At 55.8% G+C, this 24,226-nt stretch carries 20 protein-coding genes, 3 tRNA genes, 3 rRNA genes and 1 pseudogene; 10 read left to right on the top strand and 17 right to left on the bottom strand.

The features are described from left to right. Positions 1-86: 86 nt before the first annotated feature. Together CE636_RS19925 and CE636_RS19920 are read right to left on the bottom strand one after the other, a co-directional pair. Entirely contained in the window at positions 87-884 is a 798-nt protein-coding gene (locus CE636_RS19925) for an endonuclease/exonuclease/phosphatase family protein (RefSeq protein ID WP_004204614.1), read from the bottom strand. A 102-nt stretch (positions 885-986) separates the two neighbouring features. Beyond that, the gene (locus tag CE636_RS19920; RefSeq protein ID WP_004204613.1) at positions 987-2,177 is read right to left on the bottom strand and encodes an MFS transporter; all 1,191 of its coding nucleotides are present in this window, start codon (positions 2,175-2,177) and stop codon (positions 987-989) included. A gap of 104 nt (positions 2,178-2,281) precedes the next feature. Here CE636_RS19920 and yafC point away from each other — a divergent pair, with 104 nt between their 5' ends. Then, positions 2,282-3,187, top strand: a complete 906-nt coding sequence (yafC, locus tag CE636_RS19915; protein ID WP_004204612.1) for a DNA-binding transcriptional regulator YafC — start codon at positions 2,282-2,284, stop codon at positions 3,185-3,187. Between the two features lie 32 nt (positions 3,188-3,219). On the opposite strand, the gene dkgB is transcribed toward yafC, so the two are convergent. From dkgB to gmhB, 8 genes are all read right to left on the bottom strand, one after another. Continuing rightward, a complete protein-coding gene (gene dkgB, locus CE636_RS19910; RefSeq protein WP_017901305.1) occupies positions 3,220-4,023 on the bottom strand; it encodes a 2,5-didehydrogluconate reductase DkgB in 804 nt (267 codons plus the stop codon). A gap of 164 nt (positions 4,024-4,187) precedes the next feature. After that, positions 4,188-4,264: transfer RNA gene (locus tag CE636_RS19905), tRNA-Asp, on the bottom strand. A gap of 57 nt (positions 4,265-4,321) precedes the next feature. Beyond that, positions 4,322-4,437 (bottom strand): 5S ribosomal RNA (gene rrf, locus CE636_RS19900). Positions 4,438-4,633: 196 nt separating this feature from the next. Further along, positions 4,634-7,535 (bottom strand): 23S ribosomal RNA (locus CE636_RS19895). 177 nt (positions 7,536-7,712) lie between these two features. Then, positions 7,713-7,788 (bottom strand) — tRNA-Ala (locus CE636_RS19890). A 106-nt stretch (positions 7,789-7,894) separates the two neighbouring features. Continuing rightward, positions 7,895-7,971, bottom strand: a tRNA-Ile gene (locus CE636_RS19885). A gap of 70 nt (positions 7,972-8,041) precedes the next feature. Continuing rightward, a 16S ribosomal RNA gene (locus tag CE636_RS19880) occupies positions 8,042-9,581 on the bottom strand. Together the 16S, 23S and 5S rRNA genes with 3 tRNA genes alongside form the textbook arrangement of a ribosomal RNA operon. Before the next feature lie 368 nt (positions 9,582-9,949). Further along, positions 9,950-10,516, bottom strand: coding sequence for a D-glycero-beta-D-manno-heptose 1,7-bisphosphate 7-phosphatase (gmhB, locus tag CE636_RS19875; RefSeq protein WP_004204479.1), 567 nt, complete (start codon positions 10,514-10,516; stop codon positions 9,950-9,952). A 188-nt stretch (positions 10,517-10,704) separates the two neighbouring features. Here gmhB and metN point away from each other — a divergent pair, with 188 nt between their 5' ends. The 7 genes and pseudogenes from metN to CE636_RS19840 all read left to right on the top strand — a co-directional run. Beyond that, the gene (gene metN, locus CE636_RS19870) at positions 10,705-11,736 is read left to right on the top strand and encodes a methionine ABC transporter ATP-binding protein MetN (RefSeq protein ID WP_002889450.1); all 1,032 of its coding nucleotides are present in this window, start codon (positions 10,705-10,707) and stop codon (positions 11,734-11,736) included. Next, positions 11,729-12,382 (top strand): methionine ABC transporter permease MetI, encoded by a 654-nt coding sequence (locus tag CE636_RS19865; protein WP_004204478.1) that lies wholly within the window; start codon positions 11,729-11,731, stop codon positions 12,380-12,382. The genes metN and CE636_RS19865 overlap by 8 nt, the downstream gene beginning before the upstream one ends. Positions 12,383-12,425: 43 nt before the next feature. Further along, positions 12,426-13,241 carry a methionine ABC transporter substrate-binding lipoprotein MetQ gene (gene metQ / locus CE636_RS19860; protein WP_002889445.1) on the top strand — a complete coding sequence of 272 codons (816 nt, stop codon included), beginning with the start codon at positions 12,426-12,428 and terminating at the stop codon, positions 13,239-13,241. A 107-nt stretch (positions 13,242-13,348) separates the two neighbouring features. Beyond that, a complete protein-coding gene (gene rcsF, locus CE636_RS19855) occupies positions 13,349-13,756 on the top strand; it encodes an Rcs stress response system protein RcsF (RefSeq protein WP_004204477.1) in 408 nt (135 codons plus the stop codon). After that, the gene (gene tsaA, locus CE636_RS19850; RefSeq protein ID WP_017900660.1) at positions 13,753-14,460 is read left to right on the top strand and encodes a tRNA (N6-threonylcarbamoyladenosine(37)-N6)-methyltransferase TrmO; all 708 of its coding nucleotides are present in this window, start codon (positions 13,753-13,755) and stop codon (positions 14,458-14,460) included. Before rcsF ends, tsaA begins: the two co-directional genes overlap by 4 nt. A 112-nt stretch (positions 14,461-14,572) precedes the next feature. Next, positions 14,573-16,291: a proline--tRNA ligase gene (proS, locus tag CE636_RS19845; RefSeq protein WP_004204474.1), complete on the top strand. Its 1,719-nt coding sequence runs from the start codon at positions 14,573-14,575 to the stop codon at positions 16,289-16,291. Between the two features lie 58 nt (positions 16,292-16,349). Continuing rightward, positions 16,350-16,643: pseudogene (locus CE636_RS19840) on the top strand (hypothetical protein); the annotation flags it as partial. Between the two features lie 187 nt (positions 16,644-16,830). Here CE636_RS19840 and nlpE read toward each other — a convergent pair. From nlpE to CE636_RS19825, 3 genes are read right to left on the bottom strand one after another with little or no spacing between them, the layout of a single operon-like run. Then, positions 16,831-17,529, bottom strand: a complete 699-nt coding sequence (nlpE, locus tag CE636_RS19835) for an envelope stress response activation lipoprotein NlpE (RefSeq protein WP_020481015.1) — start codon at positions 17,527-17,529, stop codon at positions 16,831-16,833. Between the two features lie 42 nt (positions 17,530-17,571). Then, positions 17,572-17,985, bottom strand: a complete 414-nt coding sequence (gene arfB, locus CE636_RS19830; protein ID WP_017900657.1) for an alternative ribosome rescue aminoacyl-tRNA hydrolase ArfB — start codon at positions 17,983-17,985, stop codon at positions 17,572-17,574. After that, positions 17,982-18,527 carry a YaeQ family protein gene (locus CE636_RS19825; protein WP_017900656.1) on the bottom strand — a complete coding sequence of 182 codons (546 nt, stop codon included), beginning with the start codon at positions 18,525-18,527 and terminating at the stop codon, positions 17,982-17,984. The genes arfB and CE636_RS19825 overlap by 4 nt, the downstream gene beginning before the upstream one ends. A gap of 197 nt (positions 18,528-18,724) precedes the next feature. Between CE636_RS19825 and CE636_RS19820 the strand changes: the two genes are divergently transcribed. Together CE636_RS19820 and rof are read left to right on the top strand one after the other, a co-directional pair. Then, complete coding sequence (locus tag CE636_RS19820) at positions 18,725-18,925, top strand: YaeP family protein (protein ID WP_002889429.1); 201 nt, start codon at positions 18,725-18,727, stop codon at positions 18,923-18,925. Continuing rightward, a complete protein-coding gene (rof, locus tag CE636_RS19815; protein ID WP_002889424.1) occupies positions 18,912-19,172 on the top strand; it encodes a Rho-binding antiterminator in 261 nt (86 codons plus the stop codon). The genes CE636_RS19820 and rof overlap by 14 nt, the downstream gene beginning before the upstream one ends. Before the next feature lie 12 nt (positions 19,173-19,184). On the opposite strand, the gene tilS is transcribed toward rof, so the two are convergent. The 4 genes from tilS to accA form a co-directional block, all read right to left on the bottom strand. Next, a complete protein-coding gene (gene tilS / locus CE636_RS19810; protein WP_017900655.1) occupies positions 19,185-20,498 on the bottom strand; it encodes a tRNA lysidine(34) synthetase TilS in 1,314 nt (437 codons plus the stop codon). A gap of 53 nt (positions 20,499-20,551) precedes the next feature. Continuing rightward, a complete protein-coding gene (locus tag CE636_RS19805; protein ID WP_004204463.1) occupies positions 20,552-20,941 on the bottom strand; it encodes a VOC family protein in 390 nt (129 codons plus the stop codon). A gap of 46 nt (positions 20,942-20,987) precedes the next feature. Next, complete coding sequence (locus CE636_RS19800) at positions 20,988-23,141, bottom strand: lysine decarboxylase LdcC (protein ID WP_004204462.1); 2,154 nt, start codon at positions 23,139-23,141, stop codon at positions 20,988-20,990. 113 nt (positions 23,142-23,254) lie between these two features. Next, on the bottom strand, positions 23,255-24,214 hold the full coding sequence (accA, locus tag CE636_RS19795) for an acetyl-CoA carboxylase carboxyl transferase subunit alpha (RefSeq protein WP_004204460.1): 960 nt from the start codon (positions 24,212-24,214) through the stop codon (positions 23,255-23,257). Positions 24,215-24,226 lie beyond the last annotated feature (12 nt).

The raw sequence follows: 24,226 nt of genomic DNA, 5'->3' as shown, positions 1-24,226 counted from the left end.
GTCTTGTCCTTACGGTTTTTTGAGTAATAAAAGGCAGCACCATGCATGCGCAGGCCTGCCCCATGGCAGGCCTGACCAACCTTAAATTAATCAGGCTTGCCGGGACTGAATTCGACTAGTAGCGGGTTGTGGTCGGAGGCGCGGGTTACCAGCACGGAAGCATCGTGCACGCTTAACCCACGGTAGAACACAAAATCGAGCGGGCGACCAAACGCGCGGCGGCGCTGGTCGTCAGAGAAACGAACTTCACGCAGCGACATCTCGCGTGCAAAGCGGTACAGGGCGTTCATCCGCGGGCGGCTCCAGGCATTGAAGTCGCCGGCCATGATCACCGGCCCGCTGTGATGGGCAATCTGATCGCCAATCGGCAGCAGCTGTTTGCTGTAGACGTCGACGCCAAGGCTGAAATTGACGGCATGGATATTGACCACCATTAACAACCGCGCATCGGGCAGCGGATAGACAGTCACTAATGCTGATTTAGGCAGACGCAAAATAGGTTCACGCTCGCGCAATGGGCAGCAATAGATAGGATGAGCGGAAGCCAGCGTCATCACGCCGGAAGGATGCTGGGGCAGCACCAGCGCAGGCACCTGATCGGCGGCCAGATAGTTGGTGGTCGCGAACCTGACCAGCTCCGGCGTCGTCTGCGCCTCCTGTAACAGGACCAAATGCGCGTCTTTGCCAAAATTCTTAAGGACCGACTGCCACTCTGCTCGCTGCTGTTTGAAGATATTCCACACCAGCACGCGGATCTTCTCATCGCTGCTTAACGGCGTGCCGGCGGGATAAACCGGACTCACGCCCGCAAACGCCCCCGGAGGCAATATTCTCTCCGCAGGTTGTCCGGCGACATAGCGCATGGCGTAGGTGTTCTTTCGCAATTTGGGCATTAATCCTCGATAACAGAAACCAGCCCGACGACGACTGGTTCTTCTGTTATAGGGATTTTCCCATACACTTTCAATGCAATTTGCGAGAAACCCTTAGCCTTCGGGAGAAAGCGCTGCCGAACGGCGCGGCAATTTATCTAAACGCCCGCTCAGGACCACCAACAGCAAAGCGACCAGCACAATCACCGCGCCAATCCACGGCGTCTGCGCCAGACCATATCGTTCAACTGTCTGCCCACCGACGATCGATCCCAGCGCAATACCAATATTGAAGGCGGCAATATTGAGACCGGAAGCGACGTCGACGGCGCCAGGCGTATACTGTTCGGCTTTTTGCACCACATAGACCTGTAGACCCGGCACGTTGCCGAAGGCGAAAACGCCCATCACCAGCACCGTTGCCAGCGCGGCATAGTGAACGCTGGCGGTCAGCTGGAACACCAGCAGCAGCACAACCAGAGCGGCGAAGATAAACTTCAGCGCGGAGACGGCGCCATGCTTATCGGCCAGTTTGCCGCCCCATACGTTGCCGATAGCCACCGAGACGCCATAACCCAGCAGGATCCAGCTCACCGCTGAGGGGCTGAAGCCGGCCAGCTCCTGCATCATCGGCGCAAGGAAGGTAAAAGCGGTAAACACGCCGCCATAGCCCAGCGCGGTAATGGCATAGATCATCAGCAGGCGCGGATGGGTTAAGACTTTCAGCTGATCGCGCAGGCTGGCGCTGGCGCGGCCCGGAATATTATTCGGCACCAGAATCAGACTGCTGACAAGCGCAATTACACCCAGAATCGATACCGCGAGGAAGGTTTCACGCCAGCCGAAATGCTGGCCAATAAAGGTGCCAAAGGGAACGCCGGTCACCAGCGCGACCGTCAGGCCGCCGAACATAATGGCGATAGCCGAGGCTGCTTTCTCTTTTGCCACCAGGCTGGTGGCGATTGTCGAGCCGATAGAAAAGAACACGCCGTGCGCCAGGCCGGTCAGCAGGCGCGCCAGGATCAGCGTTTCATAGCCTGGAGCCTGCCAGGCCAGCACATTACCCGCCGTAAACAGGACCATCAACGCCAGCAGCAGCTGTTTACGCGGCATACGCCCGGTTAATGCCGTCAGCACCGGGGCGCCGATCGCCACGCCCAGCGCGTAGATAGAGACCAGCAGTCCCGCAGAAGGTAGAGAGATAGAAAGTTGTTGGGCAATCGTCGGGACCAGGCCGACAATCACGAATTCAGTGGTGCCAATTGCAAAGGCACCGATGGTTAAGGCAAATAGCGCCAGTGGCATAATTTACTCCGTAGCATCAGGATTAAGATGACACGTAGTATGAAGGGTTGTATAAATAACAAAAACTATCAAAGTATCAATAGAGTTTTGCTACAGGTGCAATAATGAGAGCCACATCCGAGGAGATCGCCATCTTTGTGGCGGTAGTGGAAAGCGGGAGTTTCAGCCGGGCAGCCGAACAGCTGGGTCAGGCCAACTCTGCCGTCAGCCGGGCAGTCAAAAAGCTCGAATCAAAGCTTGGTGTCAGCCTGCTTAATCGGACCACCCGCCAGCTCAGTCTGACAGAGGAAGGCGAGCGCTATTTTCGGCGGATGCAGGTGGTATTGCAGGAGATGGCGGCGGCAGAAAATGACCTGCTGGAAACGCGCACGACGCCGCGGGGCTTGCTGCGGGTGGATGCCGCGACGCCGGTGATGCTGCATTTTCTCATGCCGCTGGTGAAGCCGTTTCGCGAGCGTTACCCGGAAATGACGCTGTCGCTCGTCTCTTCAGAGACGTTTATTAACCTGATTGAACGGAAAGTGGATGTAGCGATACGGGCCGGAACCTTAACGGATTCCAGCCTGCGCGCCCGACCGCTGTTCACCAGCTATCGTAAGATCGTCGCCTCGCCAGCGTATGTCTCGCGCTACGGTGTGCCGCAGCATCCGTCAGATCTGAAACAACATCAGTGTCTGGGCTTCACTGAACCCGTCTCTCTGAACACCTGGCCAGTCTCCTGTTGCGATGGTCAGTTGTTAGAGATTGAGGCGGCGGTGTCATCAAACAGTGGGGAAACCCTCAAACAACTGTGTCTGACCGGCAACGGTATTGCCTGTCTGTCGGATTATATGGTGGATAAAGAGATAGCCAGCGGGGAGTTTGTTGAACTACTGGCCGACAAACGCTTGCCGGTGGAGATGCCCTTCAGTGCGGTGTACTACAGCGACAGAGCCGTCAGTACACGTATCAGGGCGTTTATTGATTTTCTAAGCGAACACGTAAAACAGCTCCCGAAGGAGCTGTCGTAGTACTCTCTGATAGGCATGCCGGAAGCGGGAGATTAATCCCACTGCGGCGCCAGACCTTCCGGGCTCACCAGCCGATCGTTGCAATCCAGCGCAGCGATCGCCTGGCGATCTTCATCATCCAGCTGCAGATCCAACGCCTTCAGGTTGCTGGCCAGGTTCTCACGCTTCGTCGAGGACGGGATTACCGCGTACCCCTCGCCCATCGCCCATGCCAGGATAACCTGCGCCGGAGTCGCATTATGTTTCGCCGCGATACGGGCAATCACCTCATCTTTCAGTGCCTTACCGTAGGCCAGGGTCATGTAAGAGGTGATATGGATACCGTGCTCACGCGCCCAATCGACGACTTTACGGTTTTGCAGATACGGCGAGAGCTCAATCTGATTGGTAGCAATGTTTTCAGCGCCAACGGCGGCAATCGCGCGCTCCATCAGTGGAATAGTGAAGTTGGAGATACCGATCTGACGGGTCAGGCCGAGCGTCTTCGCTTCCATCAGAGCGGCCATAAACTCTTCAACAGCCACCGCATCGTTCGGTGACGGCCAGTGGATCAGCGTCAGATCAACATAGTCAGTGCGCAGCTTCTGCAGGCTCTCTTGCAGGCTGGCGATGAGTTTGTCTTTGCTCAGGTTCTCGATCCAGATTTTGGTCGTGATGAACAACTCATCACGCGGCACGCCGCTCTCAGCGATAGCCTGACCCACCGCGCCTTCGTTGTCATAGATTTGCGCGGTGTCGATAGTACAATAGCCCAGCTCCAGCGCGGTTTTTACGGATGCGATAACAACATCATCTTTCAGACGGAAGGTGCCAAGACCAAATGCAGGAATTGCCATGTTTTTCCTCGTTATTTGTTCATTTCGGTTAACGGATGAAATTATGGCGGATGGTGTGGAGGGGAAAAAGAGCGATTAATGCAGAGGATTTTTGCTGGTTTAGCAATAATCGGGAACAGATGAAACAAAAAAGCCCTGAGCAAATGCTCAGGGCTCTTATTAAGTGGCGGAACGGACGGGACTCGAACCCGCGACCCCCTGCGTGACAGGCAGGTATTCTAACCGACTGAACTACCGCTCCACCGAATTTTTTCGCTTTATGACCACCGGTTGTCACCCCGGCTTACTGCAATTTGATGCCTGGCAGTTCCCTACTCTCACATGGGGAGACCCCACACTACCATCGGCGCTACGGCGTTTCACTTCTGAGTTCGGCATGGGGTCAGGTGGGACCACCGCGCTAGTGCCGCCAGGCAAATTCTTTGTGCTCAGCACGCAATTCTTTATCGCATCAGCTGCGTTGCCTGCGCTCGTAAAGTCAGTCACATACTTCAGTATGCTCCTTCCTTTCCTTCGCTGGTCGCCTTGCTGCTGCGCAAATTATTGCGTACTCAACTCTGAATCTAAGCTGAAAATCTTCTCAAATCCGCCAAAACATCTTCGGCGTTGTAAGGTTAAGCCTCACGGTTCATTAGTACCGGTTAGCTCAACGCATCGCTGCGCTTACACACCCGGCCTATCAACGTCATCGTCTTTAACGTTCCTTCAGGAGACTTAAAGTCTCAGGGAGAACTCATCTCGGGGCAAGTTTCGTGCTTAGATGCTTTCAGCACTTATCTCTTCCGCATTTAGCTACCGGGCAGTGCCATTGGCATGACAACCCGAACACCAGTGATGCGTCCACTCCGGTCCTCTCGTACTAGGAGCAGCCCCCCTCAATTCTCCAGCGCCCACGGCAGATAGGGACCGAACTGTCTCACGACGTTCTAAACCCAGCTCGCGTACCACTTTAAATGGCGAACAGCCATACCCTTGGGACCTACTTCAGCCCCAGGATGTGATGAGCCGACATCGAGGTGCCAAACACCGCCGTCGATATGAACTCTTGGGCGGTATCAGCCTGTTATCCCCGGAGTACCTTTTATCCGTTGAGCGATGGCCCTTCCATTCAGAACCACCGGATCACTATGACCTGCTTTCGCACCTGCTCGCGCCGTCACGCTCGCAGTCAAGCTAGCTTATGCCATTGCACTAACCTCCTGATGTCCGACCAGGATTAGCTAACCTTCGTGCTCCTCCGTTACGCTTTGGGAGGAGACCGCCCCAGTCAAACTACCCACCAGACACTGTCCGCAACCCCGGTAAGGGGCCAACGTTAGAACATCAAACATTAAAGGGTGGTATTTCAAGGTTGGCTCCACGCAGACTGGCGTCCACGCTTCAAAGCCTCCCACCTATCCTACACATCAAGGCTCAATGTTCAGTGTCAAGCTATAGTAAAGGTTCACGGGGTCTTTCCGTCTTGCCGCGGGTACACTGCATCTTCACAGCGAGTTCAATTTCACTGAGTCTCGGGTGGAGACAGCCTGGCCATCATTACGCCATTCGTGCAGGTCGGAACTTACCCGACAAGGAATTTCGCTACCTTAGGACCGTTATAGTTACGGCCGCCGTTTACCGGGGCTTCGATCAAGAGCTTCTCCTTACGGATAACCCCATCAATTAACCTTCCGGCACCGGGCAGGCGTCACACCGTATACGTCCACTTTCGTGTTTGCACAGTGCTGTGTTTTTAATAAACAGTTGCAGCCAGCTGGTATCTTCGACTGGTCTCAGCTCCATCCGCAGGGACTTCACCTACACACCAGCGTGCCTTCTCCCGAAGTTACGGCACCATTTTGCCTAGTTCCTTCACCCGAGTTCTCTCAAGCGCCTTGGTATTCTCTACCTGACCACCTGTGTCGGTTTGGGGTACGATTTGATGTTACCTGATGCTTAGAGGCTTTTCCTGGAAGCAGGGCATTTGTTACTTCAGCACCGTAGTGCCTCGTCATCACACCTCAGCCTTGATTATCCGGATTTGCCTGGATAACCAGCCTACATGCTTAAACCAGGACAACCGTCGCCCGGCTAACATAGCCTTCTCCGTCCCCCCTTCGCAGTAACACCAAGTACAGGAATATTAACCTGTTTCCCATCGACTACGCCTTTCGGCCTCGCCTTAGGGGTCGACTCACCCTGCCCCGATTAACGTTGGACAGGAACCCTTGGTCTTCCGGCGAGCGGGCTTTTCACCCGCTTTATCGTTACTTATGTCAGCATTCGCACTTCTGATACCTCCAGCAGCCCTCACAGGCCACCTTCGCAGGCTTACAGAACGCTCCCCTACCCAACAACACATCGTGTCGCTGCCGCAGCTTCGGTGCATGGTTTAGCCCCGTTACATCTTCCGCGCAGGCCGACTCGACCAGTGAGCTATTACGCTTTCTTTAAATGATGGCTGCTTCTAAGCCAACATCCTGGCTGTCTGTGCCTTCCCACATCGTTTCCCACTTAACCATGACTTTGGGACCTTAGCTGGCGGTCTGGGTTGTTTCCCTCTTCACGACGGACGTTAGCACCCGCCGTGTGTCTCCCGTGATAACATTCTTCGGTATTCGTAGTTTGCATCGGGTTGGTAAGTCGGGATGACCCCCTAGCCGAAACAGTGCTCTACCCCCGAAGATGAGTTCACGAGGCGCTACCTAAATAGCTTTCGGGGAGAACCAGCTATCTCCCGGTTTGATTGGCCTTTCACCCCCAGCCACAAGTCATCCGCTAATTTTTCAACATTAGTCGGTTCGGTCCTCCAGTTAGTGTTACCCAACCTTCAACCTGCCCATGGCTAGATCACCGGGTTTCGGGTCTATACCCTGCAACTTAACGCCCAGTTAAGACTCGGTTTCCCTGCGGCTCCCCTATACGGTTAACCTTGCTACAGAATATAAGTCGCTGACCCATTATACAAAAGGTACGCAGTCACACCCGAAGGTGCTCCCACTGCTTGTACGTACACGGTTTCAGGTTCTTTTTCACTCCCCTCGCCGGGGTTCTTTTCGCCTTTCCCTCACGGTACTGGTTCACTATCGGTCAGTCAGGAGTATTTAGCCTTGGAGGATGGTCCCCCCATATTCAGACAGGATACCACGTGTCCCGCCCTACTCTTCGAGTTCACAGCCTGTGCATTTTGGTGTACGGGACTATCACCCTGTACCGTCGGACTTTCCAGACCGTTCCACTAACACACAAGCTGATTCAGACTCTGGGCTGCTCCCCGTTCGCTCGCCGCTACTGGGGGAATCTCGGTTGATTTCTTTTCCTCGGGGTACTTAGATGTTTCAGTTCCCCCGGTTCGCCTCGTTAACCTATGTATTCAGTTAACGATAGTGCAACGAATTGCACTGGGTTTCCCCATTCGGACATCGCCGGTTATAACGGTTCATATCACCTTACCGACGCTTTTCGCAGATTAGCACGTCCTTCATCGCCTCTGACTGCCAGGGCATCCACCGTGTACGCTTAGTCGCTTAACCTCACAACCCGAAGATGTTTCGTAAAACATCATCGCGTCGCGAAAATTTGAGAGACTCGAACACACATAACATGTGTGTCGTTTCAATTTTCAGCTTGATCCAGATTTTTAAAGAGCAAAACTTCGCAGTGCACCTTTTCAGGTTCACTCTGAAGTTTTCTTGTATTCGCAGTAAAGATGGTGGAGCTATGCGGGATCGAACCGCAGACCTCCTGCGTGCAAAGCAGGCGCTCTCCCAGCTGAGCTATAGCCCCATCGGTGTTATCTCTGTACCGGTAATTTTTCCTGAGACAAGGCGTGGTGAAGCGAAGCATACTGAAGTATGCGAGCTTTGCCACAACGCAGTATTCAGGGAAAATTTGGTAGGCCTGAGTGGACTTGAACCACCGACCTCACCCTTATCAGGGGTGCGCTCTAACCACCTGAGCTACAAGCCTGCAGAGATTATTTACTGCTCTATTTCATCAGACAATCTGTGTGAGCACTGCAAAGGCAGGTTCTTTAAGGTAAGGAGGTGATCCAACCGCAGGTTCCCCTACGGTTACCTTGTTACGACTTCACCCCAGTCATGAATCACAAAGTGGTAAGCGCCCTCCCGAAGGTTAAGCTACCTACTTCTTTTGCAACCCACTCCCATGGTGTGACGGGCGGTGTGTACAAGGCCCGGGAACGTATTCACCGTAGCATTCTGATCTACGATTACTAGCGATTCCGACTTCATGGAGTCGAGTTGCAGACTCCAATCCGGACTACGACATACTTTATGAGGTCCGCTTGCTCTCGCGAGGTCGCTTCTCTTTGTATATGCCATTGTAGCACGTGTGTAGCCCTGGTCGTAAGGGCCATGATGACTTGACGTCATCCCCACCTTCCTCCAGTTTATCACTGGCAGTCTCCTTTGAGTTCCCGGCCGAACCGCTGGCAACAAAGGATAAGGGTTGCGCTCGTTGCGGGACTTAACCCAACATTTCACAACACGAGCTGACGACAGCCATGCAGCACCTGTCTCACAGTTCCCGAAGGCACCAAAGCATCTCTGCTAAGTTCTGTGGATGTCAAGACCAGGTAAGGTTCTTCGCGTTGCATCGAATTAAACCACATGCTCCACCGCTTGTGCGGGCCCCCGTCAATTCATTTGAGTTTTAACCTTGCGGCCGTACTCCCCAGGCGGTCGATTTAACGCGTTAGCTCCGGAAGCCACGCCTCAAGGGCACAACCTCCAAATCGACATCGTTTACGGCGTGGACTACCAGGGTATCTAATCCTGTTTGCTCCCCACGCTTTCGCACCTGAGCGTCAGTCTTTGTCCAGGGGGCCGCCTTCGCCACCGGTATTCCTCCAGATCTCTACGCATTTCACCGCTACACCTGGAATTCTACCCCCCTCTACAAGACTCTAGCCTGCCAGTTTCGAATGCAGTTCCCAGGTTGAGCCCGGGGATTTCACATCCGACTTGACAGACCGCCTGCGTGCGCTTTACGCCCAGTAATTCCGATTAACGCTTGCACCCTCCGTATTACCGCGGCTGCTGGCACGGAGTTAGCCGGTGCTTCTTCTGCGGGTAACGTCAATCGACAAGGTTATTAACCTTATCGCCTTCCTCCCCGCTGAAAGTACTTTACAACCCGAAGGCCTTCTTCATACACGCGGCATGGCTGCATCAGGCTTGCGCCCATTGTGCAATATTCCCCACTGCTGCCTCCCGTAGGAGTCTGGACCGTGTCTCAGTTCCAGTGTGGCTGGTCATCCTCTCAGACCAGCTAGGGATCGTCGCCTAGGTGAGCCATTACCCCACCTACTAGCTAATCCCATCTGGGCACATCTGATGGCATGAGGCCCGAAGGTCCCCCACTTTGGTCTTGCGACGTTATGCGGTATTAGCTACCGTTTCCAGTAGTTATCCCCCTCCATCAGGCAGTTTCCCAGACATTACTCACCCGTCCGCCGCTCGTCACCCGAGAGCAAGCTCTCTGTGCTACCGCTCGACTTGCATGTGTTAGGCCTGCCGCCAGCGTTCAATCTGAGCCATGATCAAACTCTTCAATTTAAGTTTGATGCTCAAAGAATTAAACTTCGTAATGAATTACGTGTTCACTCTTGAGACTTGGTATTCATTTATTGTCCGAAGACATTAAGAATCCATGTCACTTTGAGTGCCCACACAGATTGTCTGATAAATTGTTAAAGAGCAGTTGCGACGCGCTTTAGCGCTCTGTCGCGAGGTGGCGTATATTACGCTTTCCTCTTTCAGAGTCAACCCGTTTTTCAGGATTTTTCTCTTCAACCGAACTGGCTGTTTGTGTGAAGTGATTCACATCCGCCGTGTCGATGGAGGCGCATTATAGGGAGCCCGCCGGGAATGACAAGCGGAAAAATACAATTTTATTTCAACCGCTCATCTTTTATACGTAACGCTTATTTTTGCTGCTTTTTAATCGCCGCCGGCAGCTCTGTCAGGCTATTTAGCACCCAGTCCGCGGCTTTTTCCGCTTCTTCAGTAACAGGCTTACCGGTACGTACCAGCACTTTAGTACCGACATCAGCAGCCGCTGCAGCCTGCATATCTTCCAGTTTGTCCCCTACCATATAGGAAGCGGCCATATCGATATGCAGATAATCGCGAGCTGAGATCAGCATCCCCGGATGCGGTTTACGGCAATCACAGGTCTGACGGTACTCCTCAACCGCACCCTGCGGGTGATGCGGGCAATAATAGATACCGTCCAGATCGACGCCACGGTCTGCCAGAGACCAGTCCATCCATTCGGTCAGCGTTTCAAACTGAGCTTCGGTAAATTTACCGCGAGCAATACCGGACTGGTTAGTGACCAGCACCAGCGCGTAGCCCATCTCTTTTAGTTCGCGCATTGCGTCAATGACGCCATCGATAAATTCAAAATTGTCGATTTCGTGGACGTAGCCATGATCGACATTAATAGTGCCGTCACGGTCGAGAAAAATTGCGGGTACTGACTTTGCCACCGGTTTGCTCCTGAAAAAGGCTAGTGCCGTTAGTATCGCATGTTTCCGCATGCAAGAAAGTGCTCATTATAAAGAGTCAGATTGATTTAGACGTCTGGATGCCTTAACATCCATTTCATTGCCAGGCATCGCCTGGATACGGCAGAAGAAAATGCCACGGCAAACGGCTAAACGATAATAAATAACTGATGATTAAACTTTCCAATATCACCAAAGTGTTCCAGCAGGGGAATCGCAGCATTCAGGCGCTGAATAACGTCAGCCTGCATGTCCCTGCCGGACAGATTTACGGCGTCATCGGTGCCTCCGGCGCCGGTAAAAGTACGCTGATTCGCTGCGTTAACCTGCTGGAGCGCCCGACCGAGGGCAGCGTACAGGTTGACGGTCAGGAGCTGACTGCGCTGTCGGAAAAAGAGCTAACCCGCGCTCGCCGTCAGATTGGCATGATTTTCCAGCATTTTAACCTGCTGGCATCCCGCACCGTTTTCGGCAACGTGGCGTTACCTCTGGAGCTGGATAACACGCCACAGGCAGAAATCAAACGCCGCGTGACGGAACTGCTGGATCTTGTCGGCCTGGGTGATAAGCACGACAGCTATCCGGCTAATCTCTCCGGCGGTCAGAAACAGCGTGTCGCCATTGCCCGCGCGCTGGCCAGTAACCCCAAGGTACTGCTGTGTGATGAAGCCACCAGCGCCCTGGATCCGGCCACCACCCGTTCCATTCTCGAACTGCTGAAAGACATTAACCGTCGTCTGGGACTGACCATCCTGCTGATCACCCACGAAATGGATGTGGTGAAACGCATTTGCGACTGCGTGGCAGTGATTAGCAACGGCCAGTTGATTGAGCAGGACACGGTGAGCGAAGTCTTCTCCCATCCGAAGACGCCGCTGGCCCAGCAGTTTATTCAGTCGACCCTGCACCTGGATATTCCGGATGACTACCAGGCGCGCCTGAAACCTACCGCTACAGCGGATAGCGTACCAATGCTGCGCATGGAATTTACCGGCCACTCCGTCGATGCGCCGCTGCTTTCTGAAACCGCGCGTCGCTTCAACGTGAATAACAACATTATTAGCGCGCAGATGGATTATGCCGGCGGGGTGAAGTTCGGCATCATGCTGACTGAAATGCACGGTACACAGGAAGACACTCAGGCGGCTATCGCCTGGCTGCAGGAACATCATGTAAAAGTAGAGGTATTGGGTTATGTCTGAGGCAATGATGTGGCTGCTGTTGCGCGGCGTATGGGAAACGCTGGCAATGACCTTTGTCTCCGGCTTCTTCGGTTTTGTCCTTGGTCTGCCGGTGGGCGTGCTGCTGTACGTGACCCGTCCGGGGCAAATCGTCGCCAATGCTAAACTGTACCGGACGCTGTCGGCGCTGGTGAACATTTTCCGCTCCATCCCGTTCATTATCCTGTTGGTCTGGATGATCCCGTTTACCCGCGTGATCGTCGGCACCTCAATCGGCCTGCAGGCGGCGATCGTGCCGTTGACAGTGGGCGCCGCGCCGTTTATCGCTCGCATGGTGGAGAACGCGCTGCTGGAGATCCCGACAGGCCTTATTGAAGCCTCCCGGGCAATGGGCGCTACGCCGCTGCAGATCGTGCGTAAGGTCCTGCTGCCTGAAGCGCTGCCGGGTCTGGTCAACGCCGCCACTATCACTCTTATCACCCTGGTGGGCTATTCCGCCATGGGCGGCGCGGTGGGCGCCGGCGGTTTGGGGCAGATTGGTTATCAGTATGGCTATATCGGCTACAACGCCACCGTGATGAATACCGTACTGGTATTGCTGGTTATTCTGGTTTATTTAATTCAATTCTCTGGCGATCGCATCGTCCGGGCTGTGACTCATAAATAACGTTATTGGCAGACAACACTCATTCTTACAGGAAGGAAATAACATGGCCTTTAATTTCAAAACCTTTGCGGCAGTTGGTGCGTTAATCGGTTCTCTGGCGCTGGTGGGTTGCGGTCAGGATGAAAAAGATCCGAATCATATTAAAGTCGGCGTTATCGTCGGGGCGGAGCAGCAGGTCGCTGAAGTCGCGCAGAAAGTGGCAAAAGAGAAGTATGGCCTTGACGTTGAGCTGGTGACCTTCAACGATTACGTTCTGCCGAACGAAGCGCTGAGCAAAGGTGATATCGACGTCAACGCCTTCCAGCATAAACCGTACCTCGACCAGCAGATTAAAGACCGCGGCTACAAGCTGGTGGCTGTCGGCAACACCTTCGTCTACCCGATCGCGGGTTACTCGAAGAAAATCAAATCTCTGGACGAACTGCAGCCGGGCTCGCAGATCGCCGTCCCTAACGATCCGACCAACCTCGGTCGTTCTCTGCTGCTGCTGCAGCAGGTGGGCCTGATCAAACTGAAAGACGGCGTTGGCCTGCTGCCGACCTCGCTGGATATCGTCGAGAACCCGAAAAACCTGAAGATTGTTGAACTGGAAGCACCGCAGCTGCCGCGTTCTCTCGACGACGCGCAGATTGCGCTGGCCGTTATCAACACCACTTACGCCAGCCAGATTGGCCTGACCCCGGCGAAAGACGGCATCTTTGTTGAAGGGAAAGAGTCGCCGTACGTGAACCTGATCGTGGCGCGTGAAGACAATAAAGATGCTGAGAATGTGAAAAAATTCGTTCAGGCTTACCAGAGCGATGAAGTTTACGAAGCAGCAAACAAGATCTTTAACGGCGGCGCAGTGAAAGGCTGGTAATCTTTTCTCACCGTAATATCATTCAGGACGGGCTTCACGCCCGTCTTGTCATTTATGCAAGCACCTGATTCAATAACGCCCTGTTTTTTATTCATTGAGGAAATATTATGCGTGCTTTACCGGTCTGTTTGATAGCACTCATGTTAAGCGGTTGTTCCATGCTAAGCAGATCTCCCGTCGAGCCTGTTCAAAGCACTGCAACTCCTCCGGTTAAATCGGAGCCGACCAAACCACGCGCAACCCGTCCGGCGCCAGTACGGATTTATACCGATGCGTCAGAGCTGGTAGGTAAACCGTTCCGCGATCTGGGTGAAGTGTCTGGCGAGTCCTGCCAGGCTTCGAATCAGGATTCTCCGCCGAATATCCCTACCGCCCGCAAGCGCCTGCAGATTAATGCCGCACGAATGAAAGCCAATGCTGTCCTGCTGCACCGCTGCGAAGTGACCAGCGGTACCCCAGGCTGCTACCGTCAGGCGGTTTGTCTGGGCTCGGCGCTTAACGTATCGGCGCAATGAGTGCATTTCAGTTCGCGCAGATAGGCGTTATCCGCTCGCCGTATAAAGAGAAGTTTGCCGTGCCTCGCCAGCCGGGTCTGGTCAAGCACGGCGGCGGAGAACTCCATCTGATCGCGCCCTACAACCAGGCCGACGCCGTGCGTGGTCTGGAAAGCTTCAGCCATCTGTGGATCTTGTTTGTGTTTCATCAGACCATGGAAGGCGGCTGGCGTCCGACGGTGCGCCCTCCCCGTCTCGGGGGCAACGCGCGTATGGGCGTCTTCGCCACCCGCTCCACGTTTCGCCCCAATCCCATTGGCATGTCGCTGGTTGAGCTGAAGGGCGTTCGCTGTCAGAAAGAGCAGGTGATACTGGAGCTCGGCAGCCTCGATCTCGTCGACGGTACGCCGGTGGTCGACATCAAACCCTATCTGCCGTTTGCCGAAGCGCTGCCCAACGCGCACGCCAGCTACGCGCAACAGGCACCGCAGGCGGATCAGGTCGTCAGTTTTACCGCCGAGGTCGAAACGCAGCTTTTGCATCTGGAGAAGCGTTATCCGCATCTGAAGGCGTTTATCCGAGAGGTGCTGGCGCAGGATCCGCGTCCGGCCTACCGTAAGGAAGAAGAGGCAGGTAAAAATTACGCCGTCTGGCTGCTGGATTTCAACGTCCGCTGGCGGGTGACTGCCGCCGGTTTTGAAGTCTTTGCTCTCGAAGCGCGCTAATTTTATTTTCCTCTCTTTTGGCATCTTTGCCACACTGGTAAACTAAACCACTTTTTTTGTTTCAGGCTGGGCAACCAGCCTGTTCCGCTCGTTTAACTGGAACCGTTACAACATGCGTACTAGCCAATATCTGCTCTCCACTCTGAAGGAGACACCTGCCGACGCCGAGGTAATCAGCCACCAGCTGATGCTGCGCGCCGGGATGATCCGCAAGCTGGCCTCCGGGTTATACACCTGGCTGCCGACCGGCGTGCGCGTCCTGAAAAAAGTCGAAAACATCGTGCGTGAAGAGATGAACAACGCCGGTGCGATCGAGGTGTTAATGCCGGTCGTTCAGCCATCTGAACTATGGCAGGAGAGCGGTCGCTGGGAGCAGTACGGCCCGGAACTGCTGCGCATTGCCGATCGTGGCGATCGTCCGTTCGTCCTCGGTCCAACCCACGAAGAGGTCATCACCGACCTGATCCGCAACGAGCTGAACTCCTATAAGCAGCTGCCGCTGAACTTCTATCAGATCCAGACCAAATTCCGCGACGAAGTGCGTCCGCGTTTCGGCGTGATGCGCTCCCGCGAATTCCTGATGAAAGATGCGTACTCTTTCCATACTTCGCAGGAATCGCTGCAGGAAACCTACGATGCGATGTACGCCGCTTACAGTAAAATCTTCAGCCGCATGGGGCTGGACTTCCGCGCGGTACAGGCTGATACCGGTTCTATCGGCGGCAGCGCCTCTCATGAATTCCAGGTGCTGGCGCAGAGCGGCGAAGACGATGTGATCTTCTCCGACAGCTCCGACTACGCGGCAAACATCGAGTTTGCGGAAGCCGTTGCGCCGAAAACGCCGCGCGCGGCCGCCACCCAGGAGATGACCCTGGTCGACACGCCGAACGCCAAAACCATCGCCGAGCTGGTTGAGCAGTTCAACCTGCCGATCGAAAAAACCGTGAAAACCCTGCTGGTGAAAGCGGTTGAAGATAGCGCTTCCCCGCTGGTTGCCCTGCTGGTGCGCGGCGATCACGAGCTGAACGAAGTGAAAGCCGAAAAACTGCCGCAGGTCGCCAGCCCGCTGACCTTCGCCACCGAAGAAGAGATCCGCGCTCTGGTGAAAGCCGGTCCTGGCTCCCTGGGTCCGGTGAACCTGCCGGTGCCGGTGATTATCGACCGTACTGTGGCGGTGATGAGCGATTTCGCCGCCGGCGCCAACATCGATGGCAAACACTACTTCGGCATCAACTGGGACCGCGATGTCGCCACGCCGGAAGTCGCGGACATCCGTAACGTCGTCGCCGGCGATCCGAGCCCGGACGGCAAAGGTACCCTGCTTATCAAGCGCGGTATCGAAGTGGGTCATATCTTCCAGCTGGGGACGAAGTACTCCGAGGCGATGAAAGCCGCGGTCCAGGGCGAAGATGGCCGCAACCAGATCCTGACGATGGGTTGCTATGGTATCGGGGTCACTCGCGTAGTGGCGGCGGCGATTGAGCAGAACTTTGACGATCGCGGTATCGTCTGGCCGGATGCGATTGCGCCGTTCCAGGTGGCGATCCTGCCGATGAACATGCACAAATCTTACCGTGTGCAGGAGCTGGCGGAGAAACTGTACGCCGAGCTGAGCGCCCAGGGTATTGAAGTGCTGATGGACGATCGTAAAGAACGTCCGGGCGTGATGTTCGCCGATATGGAGCTGATCGGTATCCCGCACACCATCGTGCTGGGCGATCGTAACCTCGACAATGACGATATCGAATACAAGTATCGTCGCAACGGTGAGAAGCAGCTGATTAAGACCGGGGATATTGTGGAATATCTGGTTAAAGCGATAAAAGGCTAATCACCCAACCAGGGCCCTGAACGGATGTCAGGGCCTTTTTTTTACAAGGACTGTACCCATGACTGCACCTCTTCTCAGCAGCGGGCTGCTGACCTCCACCCTGCTCCTGCCTACCGCCTGCACTGTAGACGTCGGCCGCAACGCCCCTTCCGCATCCGCGACCGATAGCCGCTCACTGCCATGGGCGGTCCCCCTCCAGCGCCAAAGCTCGATTGCCGGCAGCGGACTGCGCGAAATCGCCGAAAGCGACCTACGTTCCGGCGACCTGCTCTTCTTCTCCAGCCTCGGCGTCACTTCGTTTGGGATCCGCGCCTTCAGTCCCTCTTCCGTGAGCCACGTCGCGCTGTATCTGGTGAACAAACCGAAGGCCGGTGCGGAGTAAAAGAACGATTTGCCCTTTCCCACCCGTCATGAGGCTCATGATTCGTGCGCTATGGTTGGTGGAAAAGGGGGACGGTAAAACCACCATGAACGAAGTCCGCTGGCCGGCTACCGCTGAGGCGTATCTCCTGCCCATTCCCCGGGCAGGAGCCGGACAATCAGTGTCCGCAGTCTTTCCCTGGAATAAATTTGCCGGCCTGATCCGTCATCAGCGTTTTCATCATTTCGCCGGTATCCGGGTTCGCCTCGAGGGTAAAGTGCCCTTCCACCACCAGCAGAACCGGACGTGAATCATTGCCGCGGGCAGCGGCATAATCCCGCTCAAGCTGGGCATTGTTCGCCACCGCGACGCGTTTACCGGTCGCGCAATCAGTAAAGGTTGCCGCATCGGCCATATAGAAGTACATGCCACGCATCGCCATCGGGGTGGTCGGCAGGCTGGCCTTCACCGGCTCCAGGGTATAGTTGAGAGGAGACTGAATGGGACTCCCGTTGCGGTCGAGCATCTCCAGCTTGTCGCCCTTCGCGCGAAAGTACGATTTTTCGCCCTTGCTGTTGGTCAGTACCAGCTTATCCGCTGTACGCGCCCAGGTGCCGTAAGAGGCAAAGGAAGATGGTTTACGACCAGCGCCCTGGTAGTGCTCATTCATCACCCAGGTACCGTCTTTTTCCAGGAACAGCGAGGTGTCGATGCCTTCGCAATCCGCGCAGGGCAGCACCCCACGCCAGCTTTGCTGCATCGGTTTGAGCTCTTCCATCGCTGGCGGCTGAACCGTGTCATTTTCGGCGCGATGGTTACAACCAAACAGCGCGAACAGCGAACAGGCCGCTATCACGGAGAATATGATTTTCTTCACTCTACTTTCCTTATGATCCATTCCACCCGTTCGCCGACGCCTTCACTGGCGAACTTTTCCACGCAGCGCCTTGACCGAGGACTTTTGCGCCTTAGAAGCAAGGCGTCGCTCTTTGGATGCCCGAGTCGGTCGCGTCTCCCGGCGACTTTTTTGCACTGCGGTTAATTCTTTGATAAGGGCCACCAGCCGGGCGATCGCCGCTTCTCGGTTCATATCCTGACTGCGATATTCCTGAGCCTTAATGATAACCACACCGTCAGCAGAAATTAAGTGATGGCTGGCGGCAAGCAGGCGCTCTTTGTAAAACGCCGGCAGGCTCGAGGCTTTAATATCGAAGCGCAGATGGATCGCGGTCGACGCTTTGTTCACGTGCTGGCCCCCGGCCCCCTGGGCGCGAATACCTTCCAGCGTGATCTCGTTATCAGCAATGGCCACACTGCGGCTGATAGTAATCATGCCGGCGCTTGCCAGGCGGTAAGCTGAATTTCCAGATTATTCTGAGCATCGGATAACCAGATGCTCCCCTCCTGCAACGTGGCCTGCAGCGTCATCGTACGGTCGGCAAAAGCGCTAAGCTGCGCCAGCTGGGCATCATCAAGATACCAGATGGTCAGCTTCGGGTACGCCGCAAGCTTGTTCTGATTTTGCTGCCACCAGATTTCAGCCGCCCGGCTGTTATAGGCGAACAACGCCACCGCCTGCGCCCGCGAGCAGGCTTTCTTGATACGTTTTTCGTCCGGCAGCCCCATCTCGATCCACAGATCAACCCCGAGATGATCGTTAAGCAGCCACAGCTCCGGCTCGTCGTCTGACGAGAGGCCGCGCGTAAACTGCAGCCGTTCATCGGCATATTTGATCCACGCCAGCAGGCGCAGCATCATGCGCTCCTGGGTTTCCGACGGGTGCTGCGCCAGCGTCAGGTTAGCATCCAGAAACTGGTTGCGATCCAGATCGGCTACATTCACCGCGGCTTTATATATCGTCGCTTTCAGCGCCATGAATAAACTCCTGAAAAAAAATGGCGTACATTGTAGCGAAACTGGCGGCAAAAGGCTGTCAGCAATCGCAGCAACCTGTTTCATCCTGCTGAAATTGCTTAAATGACTATGATATAGTTCCCTTGCTAAACAGAGTTTATCTTCGTAGGCTTAAACTTGCATCCCACGGTTGAGTCAGAACGCTGACAGGAGGGCATGTGGACCACTATTGTGAGTTAATACGCAAGCGGTATGCGGAAATAGCCAGCGGAGACTTAGGGTATATCCCGGATGCGCTGGGTTGCGTGTTGAAAGTATTGAATGAGATTGCGGCGGATGAGGCCCTTTCGGAGTCAGTCAGGGAAAAGGCCGCTTATGCGGCAGCAAACTTACTGGTGAGCGATTATGTCAATGAATGATACTTATCAACCCATTAACTGCGATGATTACGACAACCTGGAGCTGGCCTGCCAGCATCACCTGGTGCTGACGCTGGCGCTGAAGGATGGCGAACAGCTGCAGGCGAAGGCCAGCGATCTAATCTCGCGTAAAAATATCGAGTATCTGGTGGTCGAACTCGCCGGCAACGTCCGCGAGCTGCGCCTGGATAAAATCGCCAGCTTCAGTCACCCGGAAATCGGCACCGTGGTGGTGAGCGAATCCTGAATCAAAACGGGCTTAATCGCCCGTTTTCCTCCATGTCAGACTGACCCCTTCCCCGTCTTTGACTTCACCTTCGTGGGTCACAAACAGATTGTCCGCTGCGGCAATCGGCGTTTCACCGTAAAACAGCAGCGGCGTGGTGTCTCGTCGCCACGGAGCAACGCCCAGCTCCTGCCAGATCTTCTTTAGCTTACGGCCGCCATGACGCCCGACGATATGCAGATTGCCGCTGGCGCGAAAGCGGACGGTGATCGGCTCATCCGCCGAGGGCGGGCGCAGCCTGCCGCCCGGCTGCAGCATCAGCTCGCCGAGACCGTCCGCCAGCCGCAGCGGCTGGCGCCAGTCGGGCCAGTGCTGGACGCTATCCGCCTGCCCGGGTACATATCTCACCCAGTACAAGCGCTGCTGAAAACGACGGACGGTAAATTCCCCCAACCGCAGGCAGGGGCTGGCATCTTCCCGCGCCAGCGCCACCTCGTGCCAGAGGCGCTCCGGCACCTCGCGGGCAGGCATCGGCGCCCGCTGCCCGGCGAGCCAGCGACGCAGCAGCGCCGCGCGGCGGGGAGAACTCATCGACGTCAGTGGTGCGATAGCCAGCGACCCGTCTTCGGCCACCAGCGACGCGAGCTCCGCCGCCAGTATCTCGTCCAGCAGTTGCTCCTGCTCGGCGCACAGGCTGGCGCTGCGGGCGACGGCCTCGCTAAAGTGCGGCCAGCGCTCGCGCAGCAGCGGGATCACCCGCAGGCGCAGAAAGTTGCGGTCATAGGTATCGTCCTGATTACTCTCATCTTCAATCCACGACAACTGATGGGCGAGCGCCCACTGGCGTAGCGATTCGCGGGTTTCATTGAGGAGAGGACGCAGTAGTCGGCTGTCGGCAAAGGCAGAGGATGGCGCCATCGCCGACAGACCAGTAGGACCGCTGCCGCGTTTTAACGCCAGCAACAGCGTTTCGCACTGGTCATCCTGGTGCTGGGCGGTCACTAACACCTCGCCGGCATTGAGCGTATCCTGAAAGGCCTGATAGCGCGCCGCACGGGCATGGGCCTCGACGCCCAGGCCGCCCCGGGCTAACGTCACGCGATGCACCACCAACGGCACCTGCCACTGCTGGCAAATCTGCCGACAGTGCGCCACCCAGTCGTCTGCGTGGGCGCTAAGGCCGTGGTGAACATGCACCGCCCGCAGCGTCAGCGAGGGATCCTGTTCCCGCAGCAGCACCAGCTGATGCAGAAGAACCGTCGAGTCCAGACCGCCGCTGAAGGCCACCAGCAGCTGGCGATGGGGATGAAGCGTATGCGCAATGTCAGCCGTCATAACCACAAACATACCGAGAAGTGATAGCCCGGCACGTTACCGGGCCAGGGTCGCGCTGGCAAGGTTTACTGCTGATATATTTCCAGCGGCAGGTCGTCCGGATCGCTAAAGAAGGTAAAGCGTTTACCGGTAAAGGGATCGACGCGAATCGCTTCGCACTCCACGCCATGCGCAGTCAAATGCGCTACCGCAGCGTCGATATCATCCACGCTAAAGGCCAGATGACGCAGCCCGCAGGCTTCCGGACGACTGGGGCGGGCCGGCGGAAACGGGAACGAGAACAACTCAATCACATACTCGCCGTTGAGCGCCAGATCGCCTTTCCAGGAGTCACGCTCGGCGCGATAAAACTCACTTTGCAACGTAAACCCCAGAGTATCGCAATAGAACGCTTTACTGCGGGCGTAGTCGGTCGCAATGATGGCAATATGGTGAACCCGTTTCAAACCCAGCATGGTCAAACTCCTTCTGTTAAGCCAGCCACGTTACTCGTGCGCGCCGTTAACGCGCAAGCCTTTCGTCATTTTTTAAGACTCGTACCCGATAAACGCCGTCCTCATCGCGCTTCGCGCCGTGAATATCGGTCTCAAACCCCGGGTAATGACGTCCTATGGAGCAGAGCATCAGCAGGAAGTCGAGCACCGCCCGGCTCTCCTCCGTGATCATCTCTCCTGGCATCAGCAGCGGTACCCCCGGCGGATAAGGGAGGATCATGTTGGCCGAAATCCGGCCCACCAGGTTCTCCAGTTCAATGGTTTCCACCTCACCTTTAATCTGGCGCTGCCAGGCATGATGCGGCGTCATTTTCATTTCCGGCAGGACGTCAAAGGCGCTGAGCATCAGCTGCGGCAGCTGGTGCTGGCGGATCAAGCGGTGGATCCCCTGCGCCAGATCCTGGATCCGCATATTGCGGTAGAAGTCGGGATCTTCGGCGTACAGATCCGGCAGCATATTCTTCACCCGCAGATTGAGATCGTAGGCACGCTTAAACTCGGTCAGGCCGCGCAGCAGCCCCATCGCCCGGGTTTTATCGATACCGATGCTAAAGAGGAACAGCAGGTTGTAGGGGCCCGTTTTCTCCACCACCACGCCCCGCTCGTCGAGGAACTTCGCCACCAGCGCCGCCGGGATCCCCTCTTCATCCATATTCCCCTGCTCGTCCATGCCCGGCGTCAGAATGGTGACCTTCACCGGATCGAGATACATATGATCCGCATCGGCATCTTTGAAACCGTGCCAGTCTTCGCCCGGTGCCACCGGCCAGCACTCGGCTTTATCCACCGCTTCCGGCTGCCAGATATCAAAGAACCAGCCGTCCGACTCTTCGCGCAGTCGCTGCACCTCTTTACGGAAGTCCAGCGCCCGCTCAATGGAGCGCTGGATCAGGCGCTTACCGGAGTTACCGCGCAGCATCGCCGCCGCGGTCTCAATCGACGCGACGATGGGGTAGCTCGGCGATGTAGAGGTATGCATCATAAAGGCTTCATTAAAGGTCTCTTCATCATAGTTGCCCTTAATGTGGATCAACGAGGCCTGCGACAGCGCGGCCAGCATCTTATGCGTCGACTGCGTCTCGAAGATGACTTTACCGGGGATCCGCTCACCGCTCATGCCGCTTTTCCCCTGATATATCGGATGGAAATGGGTATACGGCACCCAGGCGGAATCGAAATGGATCGACGGGACGTCGAGCGTCTCTTTAAGCCAGGTGGTGTTGTAGAGCAGGCCATCGTAGGTGGAGTTGGTGATCACCGCATGCACGGGCCACTGCGCCCCGCCCGTGTCGCGCACTTTCTGCTGAATACTGTCGCGGGTAAACTCGCGCCGGGGGATACCGCCGAGGATCCCCAGCGCGTTGCGGGTCGGCTTCAGCCACAGGGGAACCACATCGCTCATCATCAGCAGGTGGGCCAGCGATTTGTGACAGTTACGGTCAATCAGCAGCGTGCTGCCGGCGGGCGCCGAGTACATGCCGACAATTTTATTGGACGTTGAGGTACCGTTGGTCACCATATAGCTTTGCTCGGCGCCAAAGGCGCGAGCGATATACTCCTCCGCCTCCAGATGCGGGCCGGTATGATCCAGCAGGGAGCCCAGCTCGGTGACCGAAATCGAGACATCCGCCTTCAGCGTATTCCCGCCAAAAAAGTCATAGAACAGGCAGCCCACTGGGCTTTTCTGATAGGCGCTGCCGCCCATATGACCCGGCGTACAAAAGGTATATTTACCCTCCTGCACATAGTTAAACAGCGCGCGGGTAAACGGCGGGGTGATATTGTCCAGGTACTCGCGGGTATACTGCCCGATGCGGGTGGCGATCTCTTCGGAGAGTCCCAGCGCATATTCGAAGAACCACAGCGTCATGCGCAGATCCTGACTGCTGACATCCATCGTCGAGTGGGCGTTAATAAAGGCGTACAGGGGAAGGTATTCATTGAGCTGATTGATATCGCTGCACAGATCGACGCTGTATTCATCCCAGTCGAAGATCACCCCGCAGATGCGCGGGTTGTGCTCGATAAACTGCAGCAGGTCGGCGCTGTTTTGCGGCCAGATGGTCTGGAAGCCCTGGCGCTGCAGCGCCGCTTCCAGTTCTTTGATCGGCTCGTCTTTGTGGTAGACGCCGTGAGGCCCCATGATGGCGATGATATTCACGCTTTCCTCCTGGTATTCACCTAAGTCAAGCATCATAGCAATCCCCCGGGCGCATCGCACATAAAAAAAGGGCCGGAAAATCCGGCCCTTAGTGTTTAGTCCTGACGAAAAAGTTAAGCGTAACCGTAGCTCATCAGACGTTGATAGCGGCGGTTAAGCAGCTCTTCTTCGCTGAGAAGATCGAGATCGGCCAGGTCCGCCAGCAGCTGCGCTTTCAGGTTTGCCGCCATCGCTTCCGGGTTGCGGTGGGCGCCGCCCAGCGGTTCCGGAACGATAGAATCGATCAGCTTCAGCTCTTTCAGACGCGGGGCAATAATGCCCATCGCTTCCGCAGCCAGCGGCGCTTTATCCGCGCTCTTCCACAGAATGGAGGCACAGCCTTCCGGCGAAATCACCGAATAGGTGCTGTACTGCAGCATGTTGACCTTGTCGCCCACGCCGATAGCCAGCGCGCCGCCGGAGCCGCCTTCGCCGATCACGGTGCAGATCACCGGCACGCTCAGACGCGACATTTCACGCAGATTGCGAGCGATCGCTTCCGACTGGCCGCGCTCTTCCGCGCCAACGCCCGGGTAGGCGCCCGGGGTGTCGATGAAGGTGATGATCGGCATTTTAAACCGCTCAGCCATCTCCATCAGGCGCAGCGCTTTGCGGTAGCCTTCCGGGGCCGGCATACCAAAGTTGCGACGAATTTTTTCTTTGGTTTCGCGACCTTTCTGATGGCCAATGATCATCACCGGACGACCATCAAGACGCGCGATACCGCCGACAATCGCTTTATCGTCAGCGTAGGCACGGTCACCGGCCAGTTCGTCAAACTCGTCGAACGCCAGGCGGACATAATCCAGGGTGTAAGGACGGCGCGGGTGGCGCGCCAGTTGCGCAACCTGCCATGCACCGAGATCGGAGAAGATTTTGCGCGTCAGCTCTACGCTTTTCTCGCGCAGACGATGCACTTCTTCATCGATGTTAATATCCAGTTTCTCATCCTGACGGCTTACCGCAGTCAGGGAATCGATTTTCGCTTCCAGCTCTGCAATCGGCTGTTCAAAATCTAGGAAATTCAGACTCATAGTATTCCTGTA

The sequence above is a fragment of the Klebsiella sp. LY genome (genome assembly GCF_004010915.1).
GTDB lineage: Bacteria > Pseudomonadota > Gammaproteobacteria > Enterobacterales > Enterobacteriaceae > Klebsiella > Klebsiella quasipneumoniae.
The sequence above is the reverse complement of the archived record's forward strand: the minus strand, read 5'-3'. Positions and strand labels throughout refer to the sequence as shown.